This window comes from Rhodanobacter sp. ANJX3, assembly GCF_014200755.1.
Lineage (GTDB): Bacteria > Pseudomonadota > Gammaproteobacteria > Xanthomonadales > Rhodanobacteraceae > Rhodanobacter.
Map to the genome: position 1 here is coordinate 189011 of NZ_JACHCM010000001.1, position 21782 is coordinate 210792.

Genomic DNA, 21782 nt, shown 5'->3' on the forward strand with positions numbered 1-21782 from the left:
TCGAATTCAAAACGACATGATCGGGAGCGGCCTCTGGCGAGATTGGCTCGGGTTCGGGGATATCGGCAGGTGGCGCGAGACGGACACGAAGTGTCATCTGATTGCCGTATCATCGAACGACATGCGTCTTGATCGGCAGCGTCCGGGGCCTCAATGGTGAATTCACCGGCTCTCATGGCGTCGAGCACTACGAAATCGTACGGGTCAGATACGCATAACACCCCGCGACCGGGTATTCGCTGGTTCATATGATGGTTGAACAATGGCGCCGCCAAAAATCCTGTTCCTCAGTGTGTCAGCCGGTGCCGGTCACATGCGCGCAGCAGAGGCCCTGCGACTGACGGCGGAGAAGGGCCTGCCCGGTGTCGTCACGCAACATCTGGACGTCATGAAGTACGTCCCGTCGGCCATGCGCAAACTGTATACGGACTTTTACATCCTTCTCGTCAACAGTTATCCGACCTTATGGGGCATGCTCTACCAACGTAGCGCGGAGGCGGATCCCGACGGCCCGGTGCATAAGTTCCGACGTGCGGTCGAACGGCTTGGAACCGGCGATCTGCGCAAGGCAGTCAACGAGTTTGCGCCCGATGCCATCGTCTGTACCCATTTCCTGCCGGCCGAAGTGTTGACGCACGAGCTTCGGCACGGTCGGCTGAATATTCCCGTATGGGTTCAAGTGACCGATTTCGACCTGCACGCCATGTGGGTGATTCCAGGCATGACGGGCTTTTTCGCAGCGAGCGAGGAAATCGCTTTTCGGATGCGGGCCAATCAGATCGAGTCGCAGCGGATTCATGTCACCGGTATTCCGGTAATGCCCGCGTTCGGCGACTCGCATGATCGCGAGGAATGCTGCCGGCGGTTTGCACTCGACCCTGCGCGAAAGACGATCATGCTGATGGGCGGTGGGGCAGGCGTGGGCAAGCTCGATGAAGTGGCGGGCATGCTCATGCAGCTGAAGCACGATTTTCAACTGATCGTGCTGGCCGGTCGCAACGAGCAGGCACTGGCTCGTCTCCAGACTCTCGCGATGAAATATCCGGGGCGTTTATTTCCTTTCGGATTCACCCATGATGTGGCGCCTCTGATGGCCTGCGCCGATCTGTTGATCACCAAGCCTGGTGGACTGACGATATCCGAATCGCTTGCGGTCGGCGTTCCCATGATTGTTTATGCGCCCATTGCCGGTCAGGAGGAGCGCAACGCCGACTACCTCCTAGAGCAAGGTGCCGCGTTCAAGGCCATCGATATGGTGTCGCTGGAATATCGGTTGCACGAACTGCTTGCCGATACCGCACGTCTGGAGCGCATGCGCGATCGTGCGAGAGACATCGGCCGTCCCGGCGCCGCACGGGATGTGCTGCACATCGTTCTGGCACAGCTGGCTCCGATCGAATCCTGCAACGGTGTCGAGTGTCGATGATCGGGTTGGATGGGCGCGAAGCGGGACCACGATGCAGAGAAGACCGGTTCGATTTCAATCGTCCGCTGCTGCTGCTTCTCACCCTGGGATGGACCGAACTATTGGCGTTCTTTTTCGCCCATGTCGAAATCCAGGTGGAGGGCGCGGCGGGTTGGGCCGCCAGCCTGCCGACGTGGCGGATCGAACATCGCTGGTGGCTAGACGTTTTCTGGGGCGGCCGGGCGATGACGGGATACCATGCCTGGCTGTTTCCCTGCATGGCTCTGTTTTTCCATTTCCCCCTCGTTTTCTCTGGAACCTGGAGCTGGCGTCACGAAGCCCGGGTGCTCGCCTGCATCATGTTGTTCTGGCTCAGCGAGGACTTTCTCTGGTTCATCCTGAATCCCGCTTACGGGCTCGCCCACTTCCGGCCGCAGTTCATTCCCTGGCATGTTCACTGGTGGGGGCCAGCGCCCAGCGACTACTGGGTATTCCTCGGCATTGCCGCCATACTTTTTTCGCTTTCACTGCGCGCCACGCACCGCTCCAAATAATGATTCTGGATGACGGCGGTCAGTTTCGTCGAGCAGCTGTACCCGATACATAACGGCTGCCTAGCACACTCCACCGCCATGGAAAATCCTTGCCTAGGCTGATGCCGATGCGAGGTCCGCCGACCAGATCCTCAGGCGGAGCCATGCCGTCGCCGACAATGGTAAAGCCATCACGGGCGCCCACCAGATCGATCCCGTTTTGTGCTCCGCTGATGCCCATGGCCTGAGTCAGCCGAGCCGGGCCACGGCACAAATCACGATCGCGCGCTATTCGCGGGCGTGCTGCGCGCATTTGCGCGAGACCGTGCAGAGGTTCCAGCGCGCGGATGAGCACGCCGCTACCGTCGCCTTCGGGACCACACACGCAATTGCAGCACCAGTGCATGCCGTAGGTAAAGTAGACATACATATGCCCCGACCGCCCAAACATGACCGCGTTTCTTGGCGTCTTTCCCCGGTAGGTATGTGCGGCTGGGTCGATAGCGCCGACGTAGGCCTCCACCTCTACAATGCGGCCCGACCGGCCATCCGCCGACGCCAGGATTTTATTGAGCAGTTGCGGTGCGACCGTGGAAGCGTCTGGATCAAAGAAAGCGCGCGACAGGGGCGCGCCTGGCCAGACGGCCGAAGCCGATTCTTTTTGAACCACTCGAACCTCCATCGGTTTTGAACATGCCTATCGCATCTCGCTGGAAAGCGCCGGTGTGCCGGGGCAGAACGGCACACTCGCTCAGCACTATACGGCGAGTGGTTTTGCGAAGTCGCTAGGTGGGATGGTCGACCGACGCTCGATAAAGTTCACGATACGCTTCAACCAGACGGTCGAGACCGAACGCAAGATTCCTACCGCTAGGATTGGGCAGCAGCCAAATCGCCGCACCCTCCATGCGGTTCGGTTGCCGTCCCCAGGCGATGTCTCGTCGACCGGAAAGTCCGCCGTAGGCAGCCTTGCCCAGAAAGGCGATAAATCGTGGAGCATAGTGTGCGACCTTCCGTTCGAATTGGGCAGCGGCAGCGGTAAATTCCTTTGGCGAGAGCTGATCCGCACGCGCCGTCGCTCGCTTAACCACAGACGTCACACCGCAACCGTATTCCAGTAGCTCGTGGCCCTGCTCAGGCAAAATCTCCTGCGGGGTAAAGCCCGCGAGATGGATGACTCGCCAGAAGCGATTGTTTCTTCCGGCGAAATGCCGACCAGTCGCGGCCGCCATCATCCCTGGGTTGATTCCGCAGAACAGCACGTCGAGTCCTTCGGCGATGATATCCGGGAGCTCGTCAGTCATGGCACACCTCGAAGACCTAGGGCAGAGCCGAACTTGATCCGCAAGGCCAGTGTCTCGCAAATACAGATGGCATGGTTGAAGTCCAACAGCTTGGAGGCGCGAGGCCGATCTTTTCTGAACGCAATCGCCCTGAAAGCTTCTACCCAATATGGGGGATGCGTTTGCGCACGCCCAGGGGAGTTGCGGACTTCGGCGGCGTACTAACCTGGAAGCCAGAGCGTTTACATCGACAGCTCTTTATACCGCGAGGACTTCATGCTTTCAGTGCGTAAAGCCAATGACCGCGGCCATGCCAACCATGGCTGGCTCGATTCGTATCACAGCTTCTCATTCGCGGACTATCGCGATGATGCCCACGTCCATTTCGGACCGCTGCGCGTGATCAACGAAGACCGGATCCAGGCCGGCTCCGGCTTTGGCACTCATACCCATCGCGATATGGAAATCGTCAGCTATGTGCTGGAAGGCGCGTTGGCGCACAAAGATTCCATGAACAACGAAGCCGTCATCGTGCCGGGTGAGGTCCAGCGTATGACGGCGGGGACGGGGGCCGCCCATTCGGAATACAACCACGCCGCCGCAACGACGCATTTTTTGCAGATATGGATCATTCCTTCCCGCAGTGGCCTGACGCCATCGTACGAACAGAAAATGTATCCCGACAGCGAAAAGCGCGGTGTGCTGCGTCTGGTCGCCAGCCCCACGGGTGAACGGGGCTCGGTCACCGTGCATCAGGATGTTCGCCTCTATGCCGGTCTTTTCGACGGGCAGGAGCGGGCCACGCTCGACCTGGATGCAGGGCGACTTGCGTATGTGCATGTCGTGCGCGGCAGCATCGGCATCAACGGCACTCAGCTTGCGGCCGGTGATGCCGTCAAGCTGACCGATAAGCAGCGGGTGGAGGTTGCCGAGGGCATCGATGCCGAGGTCCTGGTCTTCGATCTCACCCCTTTTCCGCGCGTCTAGTCGACCCCCAAAGAGCAACTCGGCGATAGACATGTCATTACTGATGCCCGACGACTGCGTTCTTCTGCTGGTCGATTTGCAGGCGGGACTGGCGTTCGCGACCGGTTCCCACGATCGGCAGATCTTTCGAAGCAATGCTGTTGCCGTCGCCCGAACGGCAAGGCGTTCGATGTTCCTGTCGTAGTCTCGACATCGGCATCGAAGGTCTATAGCGGACCGCTTATGCCGCACCTGCAGGAGGTCTTGCCGGGGACGACGGCCATCGAACGACGAAACATGAATGTCTGGGAGGACGACGCGTCTCGTGCCGCCATCGAGGCCACCGGCAAACGCGCATTGATAGTCTGCGGACTGCTGACCGAGGCATGTGTGTCGTTTCCCGTTCTGTCGGCGCTCGCGGACGGCTACCGCGTCCATGTGGTGGGCGATGCCTGCGGCGGTTTGACTTCGATGAGCCTTCAGCGGATGCAGTCGGCCGGCGCCACGGTAACCTCCTGGCTTCAACTTCTGCTCGAATTCCAGCGCATTGGGCAGGATGCCGATGATTTGTTCGTCGGTAAATCGCTACGTCCGACCTCCGTCAGTTGATGAATTGGAATCCCAACTTAGGTGCTACACAAAACCGGGAGCGTCGTCCTTGGAGCTGGTTTCCTCCAGTTGTGCCTGGATCAAGCAGTTGTGCCTGGATCAAGATTACCGGGAGCCGACAAGAGCTTTGTGCTGATCAATGCAGAGAGAAGTCGTCCCGAGCCGATAGCCCAAGCAGCCACTCTGCGGAAGTACGCAGTTTCGAAAATGCATTGTCAACGTGAACTGTCAGTTGTTCCTGGTTGAAAGGCTTTTGCATGAACTCGTAATCTTCGCGCATACCCTCGATATCGGCCTGGCGATCAGCAGAGAACAAAACGATGGCAACTTCCGCATGAGTTCTTACGGCTAAATCGGCTATGTCTATCCCATTCATTTCATCGGGGAAGTAGAGGTCGCTAAGGAGCAAATCCAAGCGCTGCATAGCGTTTATCGATATCGCAGCAGATAGGAAACCTTCAGCCGAGTGAACGTCGACGTGCGGCCATTGCTCCACCATCCGCTCAATCGAGTCGCGCACGTCTGGCTGGTCTTCGACAATGAGAATCGCTAAATTCGCCATGTCAGCAAGCGCTCCAGCGCCTTATGGTAGACCGGACGACGACACTAGCCCTATCGCAAGTGTCTCTGTTTTCACACACTATCGCACTATTTTGATCGCACGAACCATTCATCCCCTCGGCTTGCTGAACAGTCGGCAGGGGAATGTAAGCGATGGAGATTTTCTATACTCCCTTCAATCCAGATCGCGATGACAGCTGGAAGGTGCCTATTCCCAGGATGGTGAAAAGCAATTTTCATCGAGAAACCATGCGTTGGCCTTCGCTCGCAAAGTTGCTAAAAAATAGGGTCGCCATCCAGAACGAAAGGATTTATCTCTGCGTCGAACGTAGCGCCAGCGGTGGCGGTTCACACCGGAACTCAAGCCGGTGAATTGAAAGGTTCGTCGTCCTCGCCGCCTACCTGAATTTGTTCATTCAATGTTTAGGACGCGGGCTTATGGTGATAACCAGAGACTATGGGTGCTGGTTATGGCAATTTCTCGGCAAAATCTCCGGCGACAGCTTGAATCGTTTGAGTTGCAGATGCGCGTCGTCGCCGGAACATATGTCACCACCGAGCGATTTCTGAAAGATTTTTTAGGTCGTGCGGAAAAGATTCATCGGAGTGCGCCTCCCGAAGAGCGCCAGTGGGTCTCCGATCAGATCGGCCACATACTCAACAAGTTTGGCTTTAAGATCATCGATGATGACTGGTAAGCGCATTAAGGCTCGCTCCCGACGAATCGCTGCCGCTTCATATCCGGCATCGTTTGCTCATTGACGCGCCGATCGTTTCGATCAGGTCTTTCACGTCATCTGGTTTCTGAAGCACACCGAGCAAGGCGGATAAAACCGCGCATAGAGATGGAGACCAGTACATCGAAGGATGTATGCCCCAGGTTCCCCTCAGTCCTTTGGCAAGTCGATGGTGCAGGGTAGGTGGGTAGCCTGCTGCCGATGCCTTTCTGCCGGTCGCGAGCGCCCCCTGGCGATAAACCCGACTAACCGTGCTTCACCACGTTCTGAGCAGGGGCTCTTTCAGCGATCTTCGCTCTCCGCCAAGCTCCATCCCAAAGCCAGCGACGATATGGCAACCATCGCCAGCAGCATGCCGATGGCAGACGTCGATAGATCTCCAGCCAACCAGTCCCGCCAGCCGATATGCAGCAGCGGCACATTCGCCAGGCAAAGGCCGCACGTCACGGCTCCTAGCATCACGCCCAGCCATAGCGGCCATGCAGTACGACGAGGGCGGCGCGACGGCAAATGCTGCATCACCCGTTCGCTAAAACCGTTGTCGGCCACCGGCCCGTCGAATTGCCGGCGCAGCAGTGCTTCGAGAGTGTCGTCGTGCGATTCGTTCATGATGTTTCCTCTTTGCCGGCATGACGCCAGTCCGCGAGCCATGTTCTCAATTTTGCCTTGCCGCGTGTCGCATGGGTCTTCACCGTCCCGAGCGGCATCATCAGTACGTAGGAGGCCTCGTCGTGGCTGAGTCCCAATTGCGCACAATGCAGCAGCACCACCTGCTCGGCGGCGGACAGCTGACGCATGGCGCGTTCGAGGTCGAGCTGCAGGTCGATCCGATGCCCCGGCGCCCGAAGTTGATCCGCGGCCTGGTCGTCGAGGGCATCGATTCGCGAAGGGGTGCGGCGCGCCTGCAGAAAACAAGTGTAGGCAATGCGATACAGCCAGGTGGAGAATCGCGCTTCGCCGCGGAACTGATCCAGCTTGCGCCACGCCAGCACAAAAGTTTCCTGGGCCAGGTCGTCGGCTGCGGCATCGTCGCCGTGGAGCAGCCGACGCAATTGCGCGCGCACCATGCCCTGGTGCCGGCGCACCAATTGCTCGAACGCCCGGGTGTCGCCGTCGAGTCGTACGCGTACTGCCAGGGCCTGATCGATGCGCGCCTCGGCGGCGCTGTCAGCCACGCACATCTCCCCGCCGGTTCAACCACCAGCTGGCGAGGTAACCCAAACCCGTCATCAACGGCAACAGGCCGATACCCCAGAGACGATCGATGCCCAGGCCGTTATCGAGCTGGCCGGGCAACGCTAAAAACATGGCTATCAATCCCAGGCCGCCACCGATCAGCACCAACGCCCTACGCCGTTCGCTATACACCGCCCGCGGTTCCAGCAACAGTTCCGGCGTCAGGTTTACACCTTTGTCGGCCAGCTGAAGCAGAGTGTTGTAACGCGCCTGTGTCCGCTTGTAGCCGTAGCGCAGCACGATCAGGATGATGAGCACAGGGGCCGACATCACGACGAGGGGAATCAAAAAGTAATCCATGGTCTTGCTCCAGAGGGTTATCGAGCCGAAAGGCTCAGGTGACAGATGATGAACTAGGCGGTAGCGGAACTCAGTTTTTCGCGCCTTCGGCGGCAAGCAAGTCGGCAATCTGCTCGGCCAGCAGCCAATATTGCGACGGCCCTTCGTTACTGGTCAGCGCCACGGCGGCGCCTGTTTCCCAAACCATCTCCAGGTCGGCCGTGGTGCCCTCGATGCCGCCCTGGTGGCCGCGAATGTGGCGACCGTGCGATAGCCGTTCGTCGATGCCGGCTCCCACAGCACCGGGACCGGCCGGCACCGTGTCGTCGAACATCTTCGCCAGCGTTGTGGACTTCAACAGCTTGCCTCCGTGCAGAGCATTGGCGAAACGCAGCAGATCGGCATTGGTGGAATAACCGCCGCCGGCGGGACTGCCCTTGTAGCCGCTCTGCGCCCAGTTTGCCTTCCACGTGCGGGAGAACAACCCATCGTCGTGGTAGTAGCCGACCGCAAGCCCGGGCACGATCTCGTCCTTGCTGTCGAAGCCGCTGGACGCCATCTGCGCCGGTTCGAAGACATGATGCTGGATATAGTCGAAGTAGTTTTCGCCCGATACGTTCTCGACGATGCGCCCGAGCAAAATGTAGCCGGCGTTGCTGTAGTTCAGCCCCTTGCCTGGCTCGCTCAACTTGGGCTGGCGGGCGATCAGCCCCAGATAGTCCACCGGATTCACGAAGCGCGCGGCGTGCTCGAAATAATCCGGCACCATGAAATCGCCCAGGCCTGCGGTGTGATGCAGGAGCTCCCATACCGTGATCTTCTTCGCCGTCGCCTGGTCGGGATATTCCTGAACCCATTTCGCCAGCGTGTCGTTCCACGAGAGTTTGCCGGCCTCGACCAGTTGCGCGATGGCGACCGCGGTGAACATCTTGCCGATCGAGCCGATGTGGAACTTCGTTTGATGGTCCACCGGTACGTTGAAGCTACGTTCGGCGAGGCCTCGGCATTCGTCGAACACGGTTTCGCCGCCATCGGAAACCGCCACGCAGCCGGAGAAATCGGACACACGTACCAGTTTGTCCAGTACGGCGCGTATCAGTTGTCCCAGCTCCGCATGCGGCACCGGGCCCTTGGGCCAGCCGGCATAAAACGGATTGTCCATCGGGACCAAGTGCGCATTCGTGAGCTGGTCTGGATGCGCCGGATCGGCGACCAGCCAGAACAGAGCGGACTGTGCGTTGCGTCGCCCCTTGACGGCGACTTCGAGCAACCCCGGCTGATGCGGGTCGGTACGCACGTCGAATACGTCCAGTCCGCCGCTGTCGCGTGCCGCCGAAGCCAGGTCCGCGATAAACGCCGCCTTGTCGTCGGAGGCGATGGATGCCGACAGAATGCTTGGCACCCATTGCGTGATCCGTACAGGGTCATCGTTATTGGCATGGCGGATCAGCTCACCGGCGAGGTGACCCGCCGGCGTATCGGGCAGCTGCGCGTTTGCGGTGGTGGTGGCCATACAAGGCGTCGCGGCGCAAAACAGCGAAAGAGACGCCCACAAGGGGGCGAGCCGAAACGCGCGAGCTTTGGACCTGACGATGGCAATACGGTCGATCATGGAGGCGGCTCTCTGGGTCACCGGCCGATATGGCGGTATCAATCCCTTAGATGCAGCCACCTTACCGATTGGATTCAGCGGAATAGCTTCCCCGCAAGGATAGGGAAGTGCCATACGCGGACGCAGTCTTCACGGCAGGGTATCGGCGATGGGGCGCACTGCACTTCGAATCACTTCAACACGCGTGGCTCGCTTTGCGCTTTGTCGAAGGCCTTTTTGCCGCTGTCCTGCGAGCTCGCCAATAGCGATTTTTCCGAAGTGCTCATCGGCCATGAACTTATCTATGGCCCAAGGCCACCCGGTCGACGCATCGCTGCCGGCGTCGCGTTGCACCGGCGCGGTATGTCGCCCGCCAGCCGGCTCGCCGTGATCGACTACTCGCGCCCTTCCACCGAGCAGCGGCTGTGGGTGTTCGATCTGGATAGCCGCACGCTGCTTTTCAGGGAGCTGGTCGCCCACGGTCGCAATAGCGGCGACAACTTGGCCACGCGGTTCTCCAACGCCGACGAAAGCCTTTCCTCGAGCATCGGCCTGTATCGCACCATGAGTCCGTACAGCGGCCACAACGGCTACTCGCTGCGCATGCAGGGTCTGGAGCCCGGTTTCAACGACCACGCCATGGAACGCGCCATCGTGATCCACGGCGCGGCATACGTCAGCGCCGACATGGCGAAACAGCACGGTCGCATCGGCCGCAGCTGGGGCTGCCCCGCCGTTCGCACCGCCGTGGCGCACCAGCTGATCGATGCGCTGAAAGACGGCCAGTTGGTGTTCTCGTACTACCCCGACCAGCGCTGGCTCGGCGCGTCGACGTATCTCAATTGCGGCGAATCGACCGCGGCGCTGGCGCGGGCAAATTAGCTCGTATAAATGGTCCCTACCTCTGAATGGCACCACTGCTTAGCAAGTGCCGAGCCGGCGCAACGTGGGTGATTAGAGAGGGATATAGGGGGTAGGGTGGGCGGCAGCTTCCGACTCATTTAAGTCGCTCGCGAACGGCCGCTCTGGGGCGTCAAATTTTCTGGGGGTAGCAGCAAAATAGTAGCCGTGAGTGTTGCAGCTCGTTCAAAGTTGACCAGTGCTGTTCTTTCTCGACTGACCTTGCCTTGAGTGTTGACACCCAAGGGCCAGCCCCAATTTATTGATCATGCAGGTGGTTGGCCAATAACGAAAATGTCAGCGCGTTCATCGTCGATCCTGTGCAAGTCCAACAGCTTAGGTAAAGAATGCGATTTGATCCAGCGTGAGGATCGCCTGAAGCGCCCTCGTCATCGTGTATGTATTGGCTGCCGCAGCGCCGTGTCCGACCGCATGCCTAGATCCAGCTGTTCCGCTTTGCGCAACGGGGTCGAAATTCGCAAAGGTGTAGGTATCGAGGTAGCGCGCAAACGCCGCTGGCAGCATAAGGCTGTTCGGCTGTCCTGCTCTTTGTTCGGCTGCAGCAATCACAAACCGCAACAGCTCCTTAGTTTTGGCTGACTGACCATGGACCGTCCGATATGCCTCGGCCATGACGCCTTCAATCTCGGTCAAGACAATCTTGATAGTCGCGACGGCATCTCCGCGGTTAAAGGCGTCGATGGCCGACCTAAACAGGGCCTCTTTCGCAGCAAAGTGAGGTCTGGCCATCCAGCGCCTGAAGAGGTTTTCAAGTCGCTCTTTGTTGAATGCGGCCAACGTCTTTTGTTCCGGATCCACCAGCGGGAATTCCGCTCGGCAGTGTTCGAGCAGTTCTTTGAAATTTGAGGTCAGGATTTCAGCAAATGGGAACCATCCGGCTGCGGCCAGACGGTTGAACAACACCTCATCCTCCATCGCATCATAAATGTGCCGATAGCGGAGCTCTCGATGAAGCGAACCTAAGGTTCGATAGAAGGCAGGCAGATCGAGCTTACCTTCCGGGTTGAAGTCAAAGGCAAGCGCGTAACGCCATCCTTCCCGGAACAGGCACAGCACGCGATCAGCCTCTCGGATTTCAATACAAGGAAACCGCATGTCGAGAACATCCGCCAGATCGTGTTCAAAGACGAACGTCATAGCGGCTACATCGCGCTTGAACACGCAGGTCATGCTGATAGCCATGTTGTCGATCCAAAGTTCGGCGGTCCCGTCTGCTTTCATGACATACAGGACTACTTTGGCTCCATCCAAGGGAGGAATTCCTATCTGGTTCTGAGCAGCGTCATGTCCAATCGCAACACTGAAACTTTCGACCATCCTATGGAACATCGGGTCAGCTGAGGTGGTGGCCAGACGACACCACACCTGCACGTTCTGTCCTGGCAAGGCAGAGTGTGCTGAGAAGCCGTCAAGACGTTGCGCATTCGCAAATCGGATAGGTTCCCCGCTGTTGGCGATACGGCCAGCTAAGATCGGATCTTCATGACCTTGGCTCTTATTTTCGAGTTCTTCGCTCATGCTCAAACGGCCTCACTCAGGAACGTGGAATACAAGGATGGACAGGATGAATTCCCGGTTCTTGTCGCCGGTATGGTGGAAGACGTAACGAAACCCGCTGTCGTGGGACCAAGGTAAGGTCCGCTTGTAGTTGGGATGAGCAATGGCAGTCTCAACAATGCCCTTCAATACCGTCGTGGTGTCTGTGCCTCGGTTAAACATGAGAATGGCGGTCTTGGTGTCGCGCCACGCGGTGTAGCCGAGAAGTTGGTCGATAGTCTCGCTGAACTTCTTAGGGCCTTTCCAGAACTTGCATTCAGCGATGAAGACATTTCGATTTCCCTCTCTTAGCAGGATGTCCGTTTTCCCGTAAAGGTTGAAGGTCTCGCCGGTTGCTCTTCCCTCAAAGTGTCCATTGAGCTGGAAAAGAAACTGGTCTCGCAGGTGTTCCTCGTTCTGTTTGGCAAAGGCACTAGGCGAGCGCTCCATGAGCGTCGCCATGTTTTGCATGACAGAGAGCGCATGCTCATAGTGTTCCATAGCCCACGTAGGCTCGGGTTCGAAGGGTGTTGATGCCGCGGGTGGGAGTTTCGGTGTAGCCTTCCTTCGGACCTCAGGAACAACATAAGTCTGGAGTGCGTTTGCCCGTGGTTTCACTGGTATGCCAAGTGAAGCAAGGCGTCCCTGATTAGCCAGCAATCGAGTTCGTCGCGTCTGAATTGCGCCCGCAGCCTGCCAGGGAAGCTCCTGATTGTGGGCATCAATTTGGGGTCGTAGCCATCCCAGATGTTGTTCGATTTCACCCAGTTGTCGTTCGGCATCAGAGCGGATGTTCGGTTCACTGTTGCTGGGAAACTCAAATATGAGCACCAGCTCCGAATTTCTCACGGTCGCTCTGGGCGGCTTCGATGTGAACTGACTGCCTCGGGCGTAAAACAGCTCAGCGTCTCCCTCAAAAGGGACCGCGACTTCAATGCGTTGACCAGGAATGAGAACGGGACGGCTTCGGTCATTGATGTGGCGGAAGGGGTCGTGACGCACATCAATGTTGGTTTCCTGCTCTTCGGAGGTCCACTCCTCCCGAAGCAACGTGATTGGCTCGATCGAATACTTTTCGACAAGATATTGGGCTAGGTCGTCTGGCGCGGTGTTGAGCAAACGGTCTGCCTCCAGCGCCTCCACCTCTTGGCGCATCGTGGCGAGCTGATGTTCGATGATCTGGTTGAGATCGTGGGTCGAAAACAGATAGCCCTTGCTTTTGTCGACAAAGTTGAACACGGCGCCCCTCCTAATTTTTCTTCATTCCAAACTTCTATAAAGCGCTAAAGGATCGAGCGTGTATTCCTTTGACTGTCTCTTCGACACGATACCTCACGCTGGTTAACGTAGTTGAGCCATTCGGGCGCTAGACGAACTGGTGGGGCTGCGCGGCACGACCTTTCGCTGGCATCTGGTCAAAGGTCTAGAATTCATCCGCGCCGCGCTGCGGCAATGGGCGTTGCATCACGGCGTCGAGTTGCTACACATCCAGCCGGGAAAGCCCAACCAGAACGCCTATATCGAACGCTTCATCCAGGCAACTCTCATCGCGATTCAGCGCTGCAGGGTACTCAGTCATCCTTTTGGCTGGCCGCTTTGCGGCCTCTATTTACAGAGGCCGGCAGGCTGTTGTTGGCCGATTTCGGACCTTAGGCCAGGGCTATTCGCCGCTGTTATCGGGCGCAAGGTATCGCGCTGGTTTTAGATACAAGCAAGCGAAAAGGGGGATTCCGATTTTTCAGCACGCGGACATGCTGCCGCATTTATGGCCTTCCAAAGTGCTTGGTCTCCACGCCAGCTAGTAGCACGATGAAGATCTTTACGCCCCGCTTTTCGTTCAAGCCATGTCTCCGGATTCAACATGGTTGTCCACGGCATAGAGCGTCGAACCTGCCTTAAAAATGCAAAGTGTCGTGCGAGCGCTGCGTATTCCCGAGCTCTCTTGACACCGTCGAGCGGCGATAGCAGACTCGATCTCACGGAGCGTAGAAACTCCTTAGACAGCGGTACCCACCTCCGACAAACCGGTGGTTTTTTTGTACCTACGTTTTTTGTAGGTGCAACCGACGCGATGCCTGCGTCGGGAGGGCGGCTAATACAACACCCGCAAGGGGAATACGCCCGCCGTCTGTCTACGGTTTCTAACCTCCCGACTTCCCGTCCGGCGTCATGCCGAGAGCGGGCACTTCTACGGAACGAGGAGGCGGCCATGTCGACGTTCAATGCGGATGATCGGGAAACGAGGGGTTATTTTCTACCGGAGAACAGCCAGCGCCGGCTGCATAAACTGTGCGACTACGCCGAGTTTCTCTCGCACATAGCGCAACCGCGCACGCCGGATGCAGAGCACGAAGGGATCCCCGAGATCAACGCGGAGCAGGTCGCGATCTGCCTGGAATTTCTGGCCGAGCAGTTGGGCCTGGTACTGAACAACCTCTCGTTTCCAGCCTACCGACCCGAACGCGAGGCCGAGCAGGGCGCCTATGCGAAACCCGAAGCCGCCGAGGCGATGCCCTACGATACGGGCGAGCGCTACCGCTTCGGCATCACCCTCGACCAGGTCGACACACTCAACCAGCTGATCGACATGATTGTGGCCCACGGCGATGTCGTCACCGCTAGCCAAAGCGCTGAGCTAGCCGACCACACGCTGTCGCTACTGGGGCACGCCATCTTCAACGACGCGCGCGCCGTGCGTGACATCATCCGCCTGGTGGAATCGCAGTGTCTCAACCCGCCGCGCCATTCGCACACCGGCGTGAGCGAAGAGCAAGGCGTTTACGAGGTGGTGCAAAAACCTTCTCGGGCTCACGGGATAACGAGCGCAAGCACGGGTCAGATGCAAACGTTGCCAAGGAAGGTGACAGCACACGTGTCACGTCAGGAAGGGCTCTGCGCGTATGGGCGTCTGTCATCGGTGTAGTTCGGAATCCGCTTTCAGCTGCGGACATAAATGCAGCCGATGTCGCTTTCGGAATTGACGTGGATGATTTCGTCGCTTATGGTCCTGGCCATGAAGTGCGCGCATACCCATACCTCGCTGATTATTCGCAGCCCACAAAATAAGGTGGGTTAGCGCGCGTGCTGCGCAGCTAAAACAACCCGCCCTGGAGGCGGGTTGTTTGTATCCGGCTCCTGGGCTTTCAAAGCCAAAAGGAGTTTTTATGAGTCCCGATAGTTTCCAGCCTCCGGTTCTTCACCTGGTATGCGGCAAGATTGCCGCAGGAAAGTCGACGCTGACCCAGCAACTGGCCGCGCGTCCAAACACGGTGCTGCTCAGCGAAGATGTTTGGCTGTCGCAGCTCTATGCGAACGACATCCATACGCTCGCCGACTACGTTCATCGCTCGGGTCAGTTGCGCCAAGCACTCGCGCCGCATATTGAGTCACTGCTGCGGACCGGCGTGTCGGTGGTGCTCGATTTTCCCGCCAATACGCTCGGTAACCGTCGTTGGATGAAAGACATCATCGAAAGCGCTGGCGTCGCCCACGAATTGCACTACCTCGATGTTTCCGACGAGGTGTGCAAAATGCGCCTACGAACTCGCAATGCCACGGGCTCTCATCCTTTTGCGCCCACGGATACCGAGTTTAACGAGATCACCCGACATTTCGTGCCGCCCTCTAGCGACGAAGGCTTCCACATCGTTCGCTACGCACAGTAGCCAGTAAGGTTCTCGACGCTTTTGAACGTCCATTACCGGCCGACCGTCGCCTTGCGTTGCAGGTGACGAGCCGACACGCCGCAACGGGCCGAGGTCGGCCCATTGCAGTCTTCCACCGAGCATGGCTTGGCCGTCCGGACGTTCATGCTCAACGTCGAGCGGACCACCGCTGCTGGGCGCTCGCCGGTGTGCCGTGGTAGGCGACTAGTGCGCAGAGAACAGCTCGACCACGCTCTGAGGAGCGTGGTCGCCGAAGAAGCGCCGGTGATTCTGCGCCGTTTGGTCGGCAAAGGAGGCGCTGCGAGGAAAAAGCGCCGCTTCATACGTTGCCAATGCAGCCTCGATATCGCCAGGGTGGTTGCGCAGCGCGCGGCCCAATTCGGCGCCGTCATAGATGGCAAGGTTGGCCCCTTCGCCAGCAAATGGCGACATCAGATGGGCGGCATCGCCCACAAGCGTGACGCCGCTGACGCGATTCCAACGGTGATCGATCGGCAGGGCATGGATAGGCCTGACGACGGGCACCGTATCGCTATCCGTAATCAATGCCCGTAGCTTGGGTGCCCACCCTTCGAATTCGTTTGCGAGGTGACGCAGGGCCGTCGTCGGCTGACTGAAGTCGATGGCGCCGAACCACGATGGCGACTTGGTTAAAGCGACGTAGGTATGCAGGTTACCGTTGGCGTAGTGGTGCGCCAGAATGCCTTTGCCCGGTTCAACGGCCATCAACGTACCGCTGCCGATGGCATCCGCGCTGGCTTTGTATCGGTTGTCGCCGTCAAAGAGATGGGTCTCGACGAAGGTGGTGCCGACGTACGCCGGCGTGGCGGCAGAAAGAAGCGGGCGAACTCTCGACCAGGCGCCGTCGGCCCCGACCAGCAGATCCGCCGTGGCCGTCGAGCCATTGGCAAAGACCAGATGATGCTGTCCGTTGTCATGGCGATTTGCCTTGACGAGCTTGCGTCCCCACACAATAGTCTCGGGAGGAAGGGCGTCGATCAGCAGACGACGTAGCGCGCCTCGGTCCACCTCAGGTTTGGCCGTGCCGCCCGAGCTGGGTTTGTCGAGCAGGACATGACCGTGTCTGTCCACGACACGCTTGGCATCCTCGCTCGGAAGCGTGAGCGCGAGAAACGCGTCGTGGAGTCCCGCGGCTTTCAGTCCAAGCTGGCCGTTGTATTCGTGGATATCGAGCAAGCCGCCCTGCGCCCGCTCATCGGGCGAGGCTTCGGCTTCATAAATCGTCGAAGGAATCCCGTCGATGTGCAGAACGCGTGCGAGCGTCAGGCCGCCAAGGCCGGCGCCTACGATGGCAATGCGTGGATGTTTCGATGCAGGGAAGTGATCCGGGTAAGTGCTCATGACGCGCTCCGATGACTGCAGACCCGCGCGTCGACGCGCGATAGTACGCAGCAAGGTCCGACATACGTCGGGGGAAGCGCTGGTCGACCTAGCTCAGATGCGTCGGTGACGTGTATGCGGCTGTCTGATGGCGTAACTCGGAGCTGCGGCAGACAGTCGTTTTTCGCGATCGTTGAGAATCAAGTATCGCATAGGCCGTTCCGGCCTACGACCTGTCCCAAGAAGTTCTATGATCCGACCGACACAATGCGCAAGCCGAGAAAACGGCCGGTCATCGACTCGATCGCGAACGGTCATCGTCGTACAACCATTTGCAGTGGAGGGTAGGCTGCCAGACCGTGATGGCGATTGGGTTTGCCTGATACGCTAGCGCGTCGCCGGGTGCAGGTGACCTTATCCCCGTAGCTGTAGCGACCTAAAAGAGTGAATTCGGCACTGCAGAGTTCATCCGGACCGTCTCTGCGAACAACGCTGGCGTGCGGTCAGCTAGCGACGAGTGCGGACGAAAATGATCGTAGTCGACTCTCCACGATTCGATCTTTTTCAGGCGTCTTCCAGCGAAAGAAACCGTGCGTATTCAGGCATTCGTCGCGCAGGCGACCGTTGAATGAGCGTTCTGATTCGGCTTGCCCGGTTCGATGAGACGCAATTGCACGCCGCCGGCGCGCCCCGGTCAAGACCATTCTGGTCGAGAGGTTGATGACCTCGTTTTTGCCGTCTGCTTCATTCCTTCATCTCGGGAAAGATACATCCGCCATGGCGCACCAGCGCCTTCAACTCTTCGTTGACCTCGCTGGGGCTTCGACTTAGTCGATCCACCAGCCCCTTGCTGTGCCGCACGTACGACTTCGAATCGTATTTCGCGCTCCAAAGAACGATGGTAAGCACGATAGGGATGAGGTCCAGGCCCTTCTCGGTCAGCGTGTAGAAGTCCTTGCGCCTGTCGTCGGGGCTAGGCGCCTTCGAGAGAATTCCCTGCGCCTCAAGAAAGGCGAGGCGCGAGGCAAGCACATTGGTCGCGATGCCTTCTTCCGATTTCAGAAACTCGCCATACGTCTTTTTGCCCGCAAAAACGATGTCGCGAATGATCAAGAGCGACCATCGGTCGCCGAAGATCTCCACGCCGTAGTTCACGGCGCAGTGGGACCGAACGTCTTCTTTCGATGTCGTCTTCATGGCTGCATATTAGCATTACTTGTATTTAGCAAGTAACTTGTAATTTGCAAGTGATAGGTCCAACATGGCCTGCACGTCGAGCGCCGTCGCTAGTTCGGCCGGCAATCCATGAACGATCAACCCCACGTTTTACACGGCGCGGGCACCCCACCTCACGAGGAGACTGCGCATGAGCATTGTCAGCATCATTGGCTCAGGTGGGATGGCCGCCGCGATCGGCGGCCTCGCTACCGGGGCCGGACACGCCGTTGAGGTGATAAGTCGCGACGCCGCCAAGGCGCGGGCGCTGGCTGAGCAGTTTGGAGTTGGCGCAATAACGGGAACGTTCGGTGCGGCCCCGACAGGAGAGCTAGTCATTCTGGCAGTTCCCTATGCTGCCGTTCTCGATGTGGTGAAGCAGTACGGCGGAGCGCTGGCAGGCAAGCTTCTTGTCGACATTACCAACCCCGTCGACTCCGACCTCACGAGCTTTGTGACCCCAGCGGACGGTTTCGGCGCGCTGGAGATCGCCAGGGCCGCCCCTGCCGACGCGAAAGTCATCAAGGCGTTCAACACTCAGTTCTCTCACGTCCTGGCCGCCGGGCCCGTGGAAGGCCACCCCTCGTTGGACGTGTTCATCGCCGGGGACGACGCAGAGGCGAAGGCACGTGTTTCGGCGTTCGTCGCGAGCCTCGGACTGCGCCCCATGGATGCTGGACAGCTGTCCATGGCACGGACGTTGGAGCACGTCTGCCTGCTGTCATTGGGCCTCATGACCTATTCGGTCAAACACACCAATTTCGCGATCGGCGTCAGCCTCGTCGGCTGAGCGCACGCGCACCCGCACGTCTCGTACCACACTCTAAAAGGGTTAATAACATGCACGTTTTTGTTACCGGCGGCACCGGCCATTCCGGTCCGTACATCATCTCCAATCTTATCGCCGCCGGCCATGAGGTCACTGCGCTGGCTCGGTCCGAGAGCTCCGCAGCGGCGGCAGCGGCGCTGGGCGCCACGGTACGTCGCGGCAGTCTCGAAGATCTCGACGGGCTCAAGGAGGCGGCCGCAGCATCAGACGGCGTCATCCACGTCGCGCACCGGCAGGACCTGATGCCCACCGGCGGTATCAACGCCGTTGCGGCCGCGGAGCTTGAGATCATGCTCGCCTATGGCGAAGCACTGGCGGGGAGCGGAAAGCCGTTAGTCGCGTCGGGAAGCGTCGGCTCGCCGGGGTGGGAGGGCCTGGGCCGGCCGGCCACCGAGGAGGATCCGCCGCTTCCCGGCGGCGATCTGTACAAGAACACCCTGCGGGTTCGGAACATCGTGGAAACCACGGTGATCGGTCTCGCCGAAAAGGGCATACGGTCTTCGATCGTGCGGCTCCCCGAGATCATGCACAGCGCCACCGATAACGCCGGCTTCCTTCCGCTGTTGATCGGGCTGGCCAAGGAAAAGGGGGCGGTCGGCTACCCCGGAGACGGCGCCAACCGTTGGGGAGCCGTGCACGCTCGCGACGTCGCCACCGTGTTTCGCCTGGCGCTGGAGAAAGGCCCTGCGGGCAGAAGCTGGCATGCCATCGCCGAAGTGGCTATCCCGTACCGCCAGATCGCCGAAGCTATTGCCAGCCGGTTGAATCTGCCGGCCGTGCCTATTCCCGCGGACGTGCTGATGCTGCCCGGCTACTTCGGGTTCCTTGCGAATCTGGTCACGCTGGACACCCCGACATCGAACGCCATCACACGCCGGGTTCTTGGCTGGGAACCGACCCAGCCCGGACTCTTCGCCGATCTCGATAGCGGTCATTACTTCCCGATCGACCGATGAGGTGACAGCACACCGCCAAGCGCACTGCGCCCGGCGGGTGGCCGAACCGCGACGGCGTAATTCGTCTAGAAACATTGAATATCCTGATTTCAGAACGGAGACTGCACATGAGCACCATCAGCATCATCGGTTCGGGAGGCATGGCCACGGCGATCGCCGGCCGTATCGCCAAGGCCGGACACACCGTCGAGGTGATCAGCCGCGATCCCGCCAAGGCGCAGGCGCTTGCCGACAAGCTCGCATCCGGAGCGACCTCAGGGACCTACGGCGCCACGCCGACGGGTGACATCGTTATTCTCGCCGTGCCGTATCCCAATGCGGCGGCGGTACTGGCCGATTTTGGGAAAGCGCTCGACGGTAAGGTGATCATCGATATCACCAACCCGGTCGCTCCCGATCTCTCGGGCCTGGTTACCCCCTTTGGCAGTTCCGGTGCGCAGGAGATCGCCAAGGCCGCCCCAGCCAGCGCGCCTATCGTCAAGGCGTTCAATACTCTCTTCGGCCACGTACTTGCCAAGGGTGAACGCCTCGACGCGTTCATCGCGGCGGACGATGCGGACGCCAAAGCCCGCGTCTCGACGTTTCTCGAGAGTATCGGACTGCGTCCGTTGGATGTCGGCGGCCTGCCGATGGCCCAGTCGCTCGAGTGGCTCGGTCTGATGATGATCGGCCTGGCCAAAAACGGCGCTGGAACTTGGAACATCGCCATCAGGGTCGATATTGGCTGAGTCACTGCGACCTCGTTCCCATGGGCAGGGACATGACATGGAGCATTACCAATGAGTACCGAGCAGAATGTCCAGATCGTGAAGGATTTCTTCGCCGCGATCGGCAGTGGCGACAAGGAGGGTGTGCTGGCGCTGGTTGCCGACGACATCGAGTGGATCATCCCGGGCGAAGACTGGCCGCTGGCCGGCACCCATCGCGGGCGCCCGGCATTGGCGGCCTTGCTCCAGAAAACTTCCGAGACGATGGAAACTTCATTCCCCAAGGCCCCCGAGTTCGTGGCGCAGGGAGATCGGGTTCTGGTCGTCGGCTTCGCCAAGGGAAACGTCAAAGCCACGAATAAGCCATTCGAGGACGATTGGGTCTTCGCCATGACCGTTCGAGATGGCAAATTGACGAACATCCGCGAATACGTCGACACGCAAGCACTGGCGCGGGCCGCGAAGATGGACGCGTCCGGGCGCGCATAGTGCTGGCTATCCGCGGTCATCGGGTCGGGATAGACGGTAAAACAGCCGTGGATCGCCGTCTCGTCGGCCGCCCTCATCGAATACCCCACCGTAAAGGAGATCGCGATGTACGACCCATCCAAATTATCCGAGTTGATCCGGTTCGCACGAGTCGATGCGGGTTCCACCGTCATCGACGTTTACCCAGGCGACGGCGACTGGACCCGTCTCTTCTCCGACGTCGTGGGACCCGAAGGACGGGTCTACAGCTTCGTGCCGGCCGAAGTCGCCCACTTCAAGAACGATCCGTTCGGCCGCATGCGGACGCTTGCGAACGAGCCTGGCCGGGAGAACGTCGAAGCCGTCTCGGCAGACCTGGTGGCGATGCAACAGGTCACGCAGCTCGCGGATGTCCTGTGGCTGCACCTGTTCTACCACGATCTCCACACCGCGCTGATGCAGGCCAAAGGCGCGACGGCGGCGGACTTCAACCGAGCCGTTTACGAGCGGCTCAAGCCCGGCGGGTACTACATCATCGTCGACCACGCGGCGGCGGCGGGGGCGGCCGAAAGCGACACCCAGTCGCTGCATAGGATTGAGCCAGGCTCTGTCCGCAAAGAGGTGGAGGCGGCCGGTTTCATGCTGGACGAGCAAAGCTCCTTGCTCGCGAACAAGGATGATCTGCACTCGAGCAAGGCGTTCGATCCCTCGATCAAGGGCAAGACCGATCGCTTTGCCTATCGGTTCGTGAAGCGCTGACGGGTGCCGATGGCGGCCGAGGTGGTGGAGCCTGCCAGCTTGCGCGGGCTCTACCCGGTCAGCATCGGCCGCCTGCTGACGTCCCATCATCGCGAAAATTCGCTCGGTCGACGAGTGATCCGTCAATCACTTTCATCACACCGCGGCAAGAATGTTTTCAACAGAATCGACCGATCTCTGATTTA

24 protein-coding genes and 2 pseudogenes are annotated in these 21782 nt (G+C 59.3%); 14 read left to right on the forward strand and 12 right to left on the reverse strand.

The genetic code is table 11. The features are described from left to right. Nucleotides 1-262 precede the first annotated feature (262 nt). Both HDE76_RS00745 and HDE76_RS00750 read left to right on the forward strand, forming a co-directional pair. A complete protein-coding gene (locus HDE76_RS00745; RefSeq protein WP_184504805.1) occupies nt 263-1426 on the forward strand; it encodes a glycosyltransferase in 1164 nt (387 codons plus the stop codon). After that, nucleotides 1423-1959, forward strand: coding sequence for a hypothetical protein (locus HDE76_RS00750; RefSeq protein WP_218862613.1), 537 nt, complete (start codon nt 1423-1425; stop codon nt 1957-1959). Before HDE76_RS00745 ends, HDE76_RS00750 begins: the two co-directional genes overlap by 4 nt. Before the next feature lie 19 nt (nt 1960-1978). Here the strand turns inward: HDE76_RS00750 and HDE76_RS00755 are convergent, their stop codons facing one another. Together HDE76_RS00755 and mug are read right to left on the reverse strand one after the other, a co-directional pair. Continuing rightward, nucleotides 1979-2608, reverse strand: coding sequence for a DNA-3-methyladenine glycosylase (locus HDE76_RS00755; RefSeq protein WP_343205626.1), 630 nt, complete (start codon nt 2606-2608; stop codon nt 1979-1981). A 115-nt stretch (nt 2609-2723) separates the two neighbouring features. Then, entirely contained in the window at nt 2724-3242 is a 519-nt protein-coding gene (mug, locus tag HDE76_RS00760) for a G/U mismatch-specific DNA glycosylase (protein WP_179482934.1), read from the reverse strand. A 255-nt stretch (nt 3243-3497) separates the two neighbouring features. On the opposite strand from mug, the gene HDE76_RS00765 reads away from it, so the two are divergent. Then, nucleotides 3498-4208, forward strand: a complete 711-nt coding sequence (locus HDE76_RS00765; RefSeq protein WP_184504808.1) for a pirin family protein — start codon at nt 3498-3500, stop codon at nt 4206-4208. A gap of 222 nt (nt 4209-4430) precedes the next feature. Next, on the forward strand, nt 4431-4796 hold the full coding sequence (locus HDE76_RS00770; RefSeq protein ID WP_218862615.1) for an isochorismatase family protein: 366 nt from the start codon (nt 4431-4433) through the stop codon (nt 4794-4796). Nucleotides 4797-4932: 136 nt separating this feature from the next. On the opposite strand, the gene HDE76_RS00775 is transcribed toward HDE76_RS00770, so the two are convergent. Continuing rightward, nucleotides 4933-5358 (reverse strand): response regulator, encoded by a 426-nt coding sequence (locus HDE76_RS00775; protein WP_184504810.1) that lies wholly within the window; start codon nt 5356-5358, stop codon nt 4933-4935. 523 nt (nt 5359-5881) lie between these two features. Here HDE76_RS00775 and HDE76_RS00780 point away from each other — a divergent pair. Further along, entirely contained in the window at nt 5882-6055 is a 174-nt protein-coding gene (locus HDE76_RS00780) for a hypothetical protein (RefSeq protein WP_184504812.1), read from the forward strand. Nucleotides 6056-6376: 321 nt separating this feature from the next. Here the strand turns inward: HDE76_RS00780 and HDE76_RS00785 are convergent, their stop codons facing one another. The 4 genes from HDE76_RS00785 to HDE76_RS00800 form a co-directional block, all read right to left on the reverse strand. Beyond that, nucleotides 6377-6703: a DUF5056 domain-containing protein gene (locus tag HDE76_RS00785; protein ID WP_184504814.1), complete on the reverse strand. Its 327-nt coding sequence runs from the start codon at nt 6701-6703 to the stop codon at nt 6377-6379. Then, on the reverse strand, nt 6700-7269 hold the full coding sequence (locus tag HDE76_RS00790) for an RNA polymerase sigma factor (RefSeq protein ID WP_179482941.1): 570 nt from the start codon (nt 7267-7269) through the stop codon (nt 6700-6702). Before HDE76_RS00790 ends, HDE76_RS00785 begins: the two co-directional genes overlap by 4 nt. After that, complete coding sequence (locus HDE76_RS00795; RefSeq protein WP_179482943.1) at nt 7262-7630, reverse strand: DUF6249 domain-containing protein; 369 nt, start codon at nt 7628-7630, stop codon at nt 7262-7264. The genes HDE76_RS00790 and HDE76_RS00795 overlap by 8 nt, the downstream gene beginning before the upstream one ends. Before the next feature lie 70 nt (nt 7631-7700). Beyond that, the gene (locus tag HDE76_RS00800) at nt 7701-9122 is read right to left on the reverse strand and encodes a serine hydrolase domain-containing protein (RefSeq protein ID WP_184504816.1); all 1422 of its coding nucleotides are present in this window, start codon (nt 9120-9122) and stop codon (nt 7701-7703) included. 378 nt (nt 9123-9500) lie between these two features. On the opposite strand from HDE76_RS00800, the gene HDE76_RS00805 reads away from it, so the two are divergent. Beyond that, entirely contained in the window at nt 9501-10082 is a 582-nt protein-coding gene (locus HDE76_RS00805; RefSeq protein ID WP_343205647.1) for a murein L,D-transpeptidase catalytic domain family protein, read from the forward strand. A gap of 354 nt (nt 10083-10436) precedes the next feature. On the opposite strand, the gene HDE76_RS20635 is transcribed toward HDE76_RS00805, so the two are convergent. Then, nucleotides 10437-11639 (reverse strand): hypothetical protein, encoded by a 1203-nt coding sequence (locus tag HDE76_RS20635; protein WP_255481365.1) that lies wholly within the window; start codon nt 11637-11639, stop codon nt 10437-10439. 12 nt (nt 11640-11651) lie between these two features. Next, nucleotides 11652-12896, reverse strand: coding sequence for a hypothetical protein (locus HDE76_RS00815; RefSeq protein WP_184504818.1), 1245 nt, complete (start codon nt 12894-12896; stop codon nt 11652-11654). A gap of 226 nt (nt 12897-13122) precedes the next feature. Here HDE76_RS00815 and HDE76_RS00820 point away from each other — a divergent pair. The 3 genes and pseudogenes from HDE76_RS00820 to HDE76_RS00830 form a co-directional block, all read left to right on the forward strand. Continuing rightward, a pseudogene (locus HDE76_RS00820) lies at nt 13123-13188 on the forward strand (integrase core domain-containing protein); the annotation flags it as partial. Between the two features lie 678 nt (nt 13189-13866). Then, nucleotides 13867-14580 carry a hypothetical protein gene (locus tag HDE76_RS00825; RefSeq protein WP_184504820.1) on the forward strand — a complete coding sequence of 238 codons (714 nt, stop codon included), beginning with the start codon at nt 13867-13869 and terminating at the stop codon, nt 14578-14580. A gap of 241 nt (nt 14581-14821) precedes the next feature. Next, the gene (locus HDE76_RS00830) at nt 14822-15322 is read left to right on the forward strand and encodes an ATP-binding protein (RefSeq protein ID WP_184504822.1); all 501 of its coding nucleotides are present in this window, start codon (nt 14822-14824) and stop codon (nt 15320-15322) included. Nucleotides 15323-15526: 204 nt separating this feature from the next. On the opposite strand, the gene HDE76_RS00835 is transcribed toward HDE76_RS00830, so the two are convergent. From HDE76_RS00835 to HDE76_RS00845, 3 genes and pseudogenes are all read right to left on the reverse strand, one after another. Beyond that, nucleotides 15527-16684 carry an NAD(P)/FAD-dependent oxidoreductase gene (locus HDE76_RS00835; protein ID WP_184504824.1) on the reverse strand — a complete coding sequence of 386 codons (1158 nt, stop codon included), beginning with the start codon at nt 16682-16684 and terminating at the stop codon, nt 15527-15529. Between the two features lie 415 nt (nt 16685-17099). Beyond that, nucleotides 17100-17295, reverse strand: a pseudogene (locus tag HDE76_RS00840) (integrase core domain-containing protein); the annotation flags it as partial. Between the two features lie 112 nt (nt 17296-17407). Further along, on the reverse strand, nt 17408-17806 hold the full coding sequence (locus HDE76_RS00845) for a helix-turn-helix domain-containing protein (protein ID WP_221262224.1): 399 nt from the start codon (nt 17804-17806) through the stop codon (nt 17408-17410). Nucleotides 17807-18029: 223 nt separating this feature from the next. Between HDE76_RS00845 and HDE76_RS00850 the strand changes: the two genes are divergently transcribed. The 5 genes from HDE76_RS00850 to HDE76_RS00870 all read left to right on the forward strand — a co-directional run bounded on the left by HDE76_RS00850 (nt 18030) and on the right by HDE76_RS00870 (nt 21597). Beyond that, nucleotides 18030-18668 carry an NAD(P)-binding domain-containing protein gene (locus tag HDE76_RS00850; protein WP_184504828.1) on the forward strand — a complete coding sequence of 213 codons (639 nt, stop codon included), beginning with the start codon at nt 18030-18032 and terminating at the stop codon, nt 18666-18668. Between the two features lie 50 nt (nt 18669-18718). Continuing rightward, nucleotides 18719-19663 carry an SDR family oxidoreductase gene (locus HDE76_RS00855; RefSeq protein WP_184504830.1) on the forward strand — a complete coding sequence of 315 codons (945 nt, stop codon included), beginning with the start codon at nt 18719-18721 and terminating at the stop codon, nt 19661-19663. 74 nt (nt 19664-19737) lie between these two features. Continuing rightward, the gene (locus tag HDE76_RS00860) at nt 19738-20391 is read left to right on the forward strand and encodes an NAD(P)-binding domain-containing protein (protein WP_255481366.1); all 654 of its coding nucleotides are present in this window, start codon (nt 19738-19740) and stop codon (nt 20389-20391) included. 51 nt (nt 20392-20442) lie between these two features. Further along, nucleotides 20443-20859, forward strand: coding sequence for a nuclear transport factor 2 family protein (locus HDE76_RS00865; RefSeq protein ID WP_184504832.1), 417 nt, complete (start codon nt 20443-20445; stop codon nt 20857-20859). 105 nt (nt 20860-20964) lie between these two features. Then, the gene (locus HDE76_RS00870) at nt 20965-21597 is read left to right on the forward strand and encodes a class I SAM-dependent methyltransferase (RefSeq protein ID WP_184504834.1); all 633 of its coding nucleotides are present in this window, start codon (nt 20965-20967) and stop codon (nt 21595-21597) included. Nucleotides 21598-21782 lie beyond the last annotated feature (185 nt).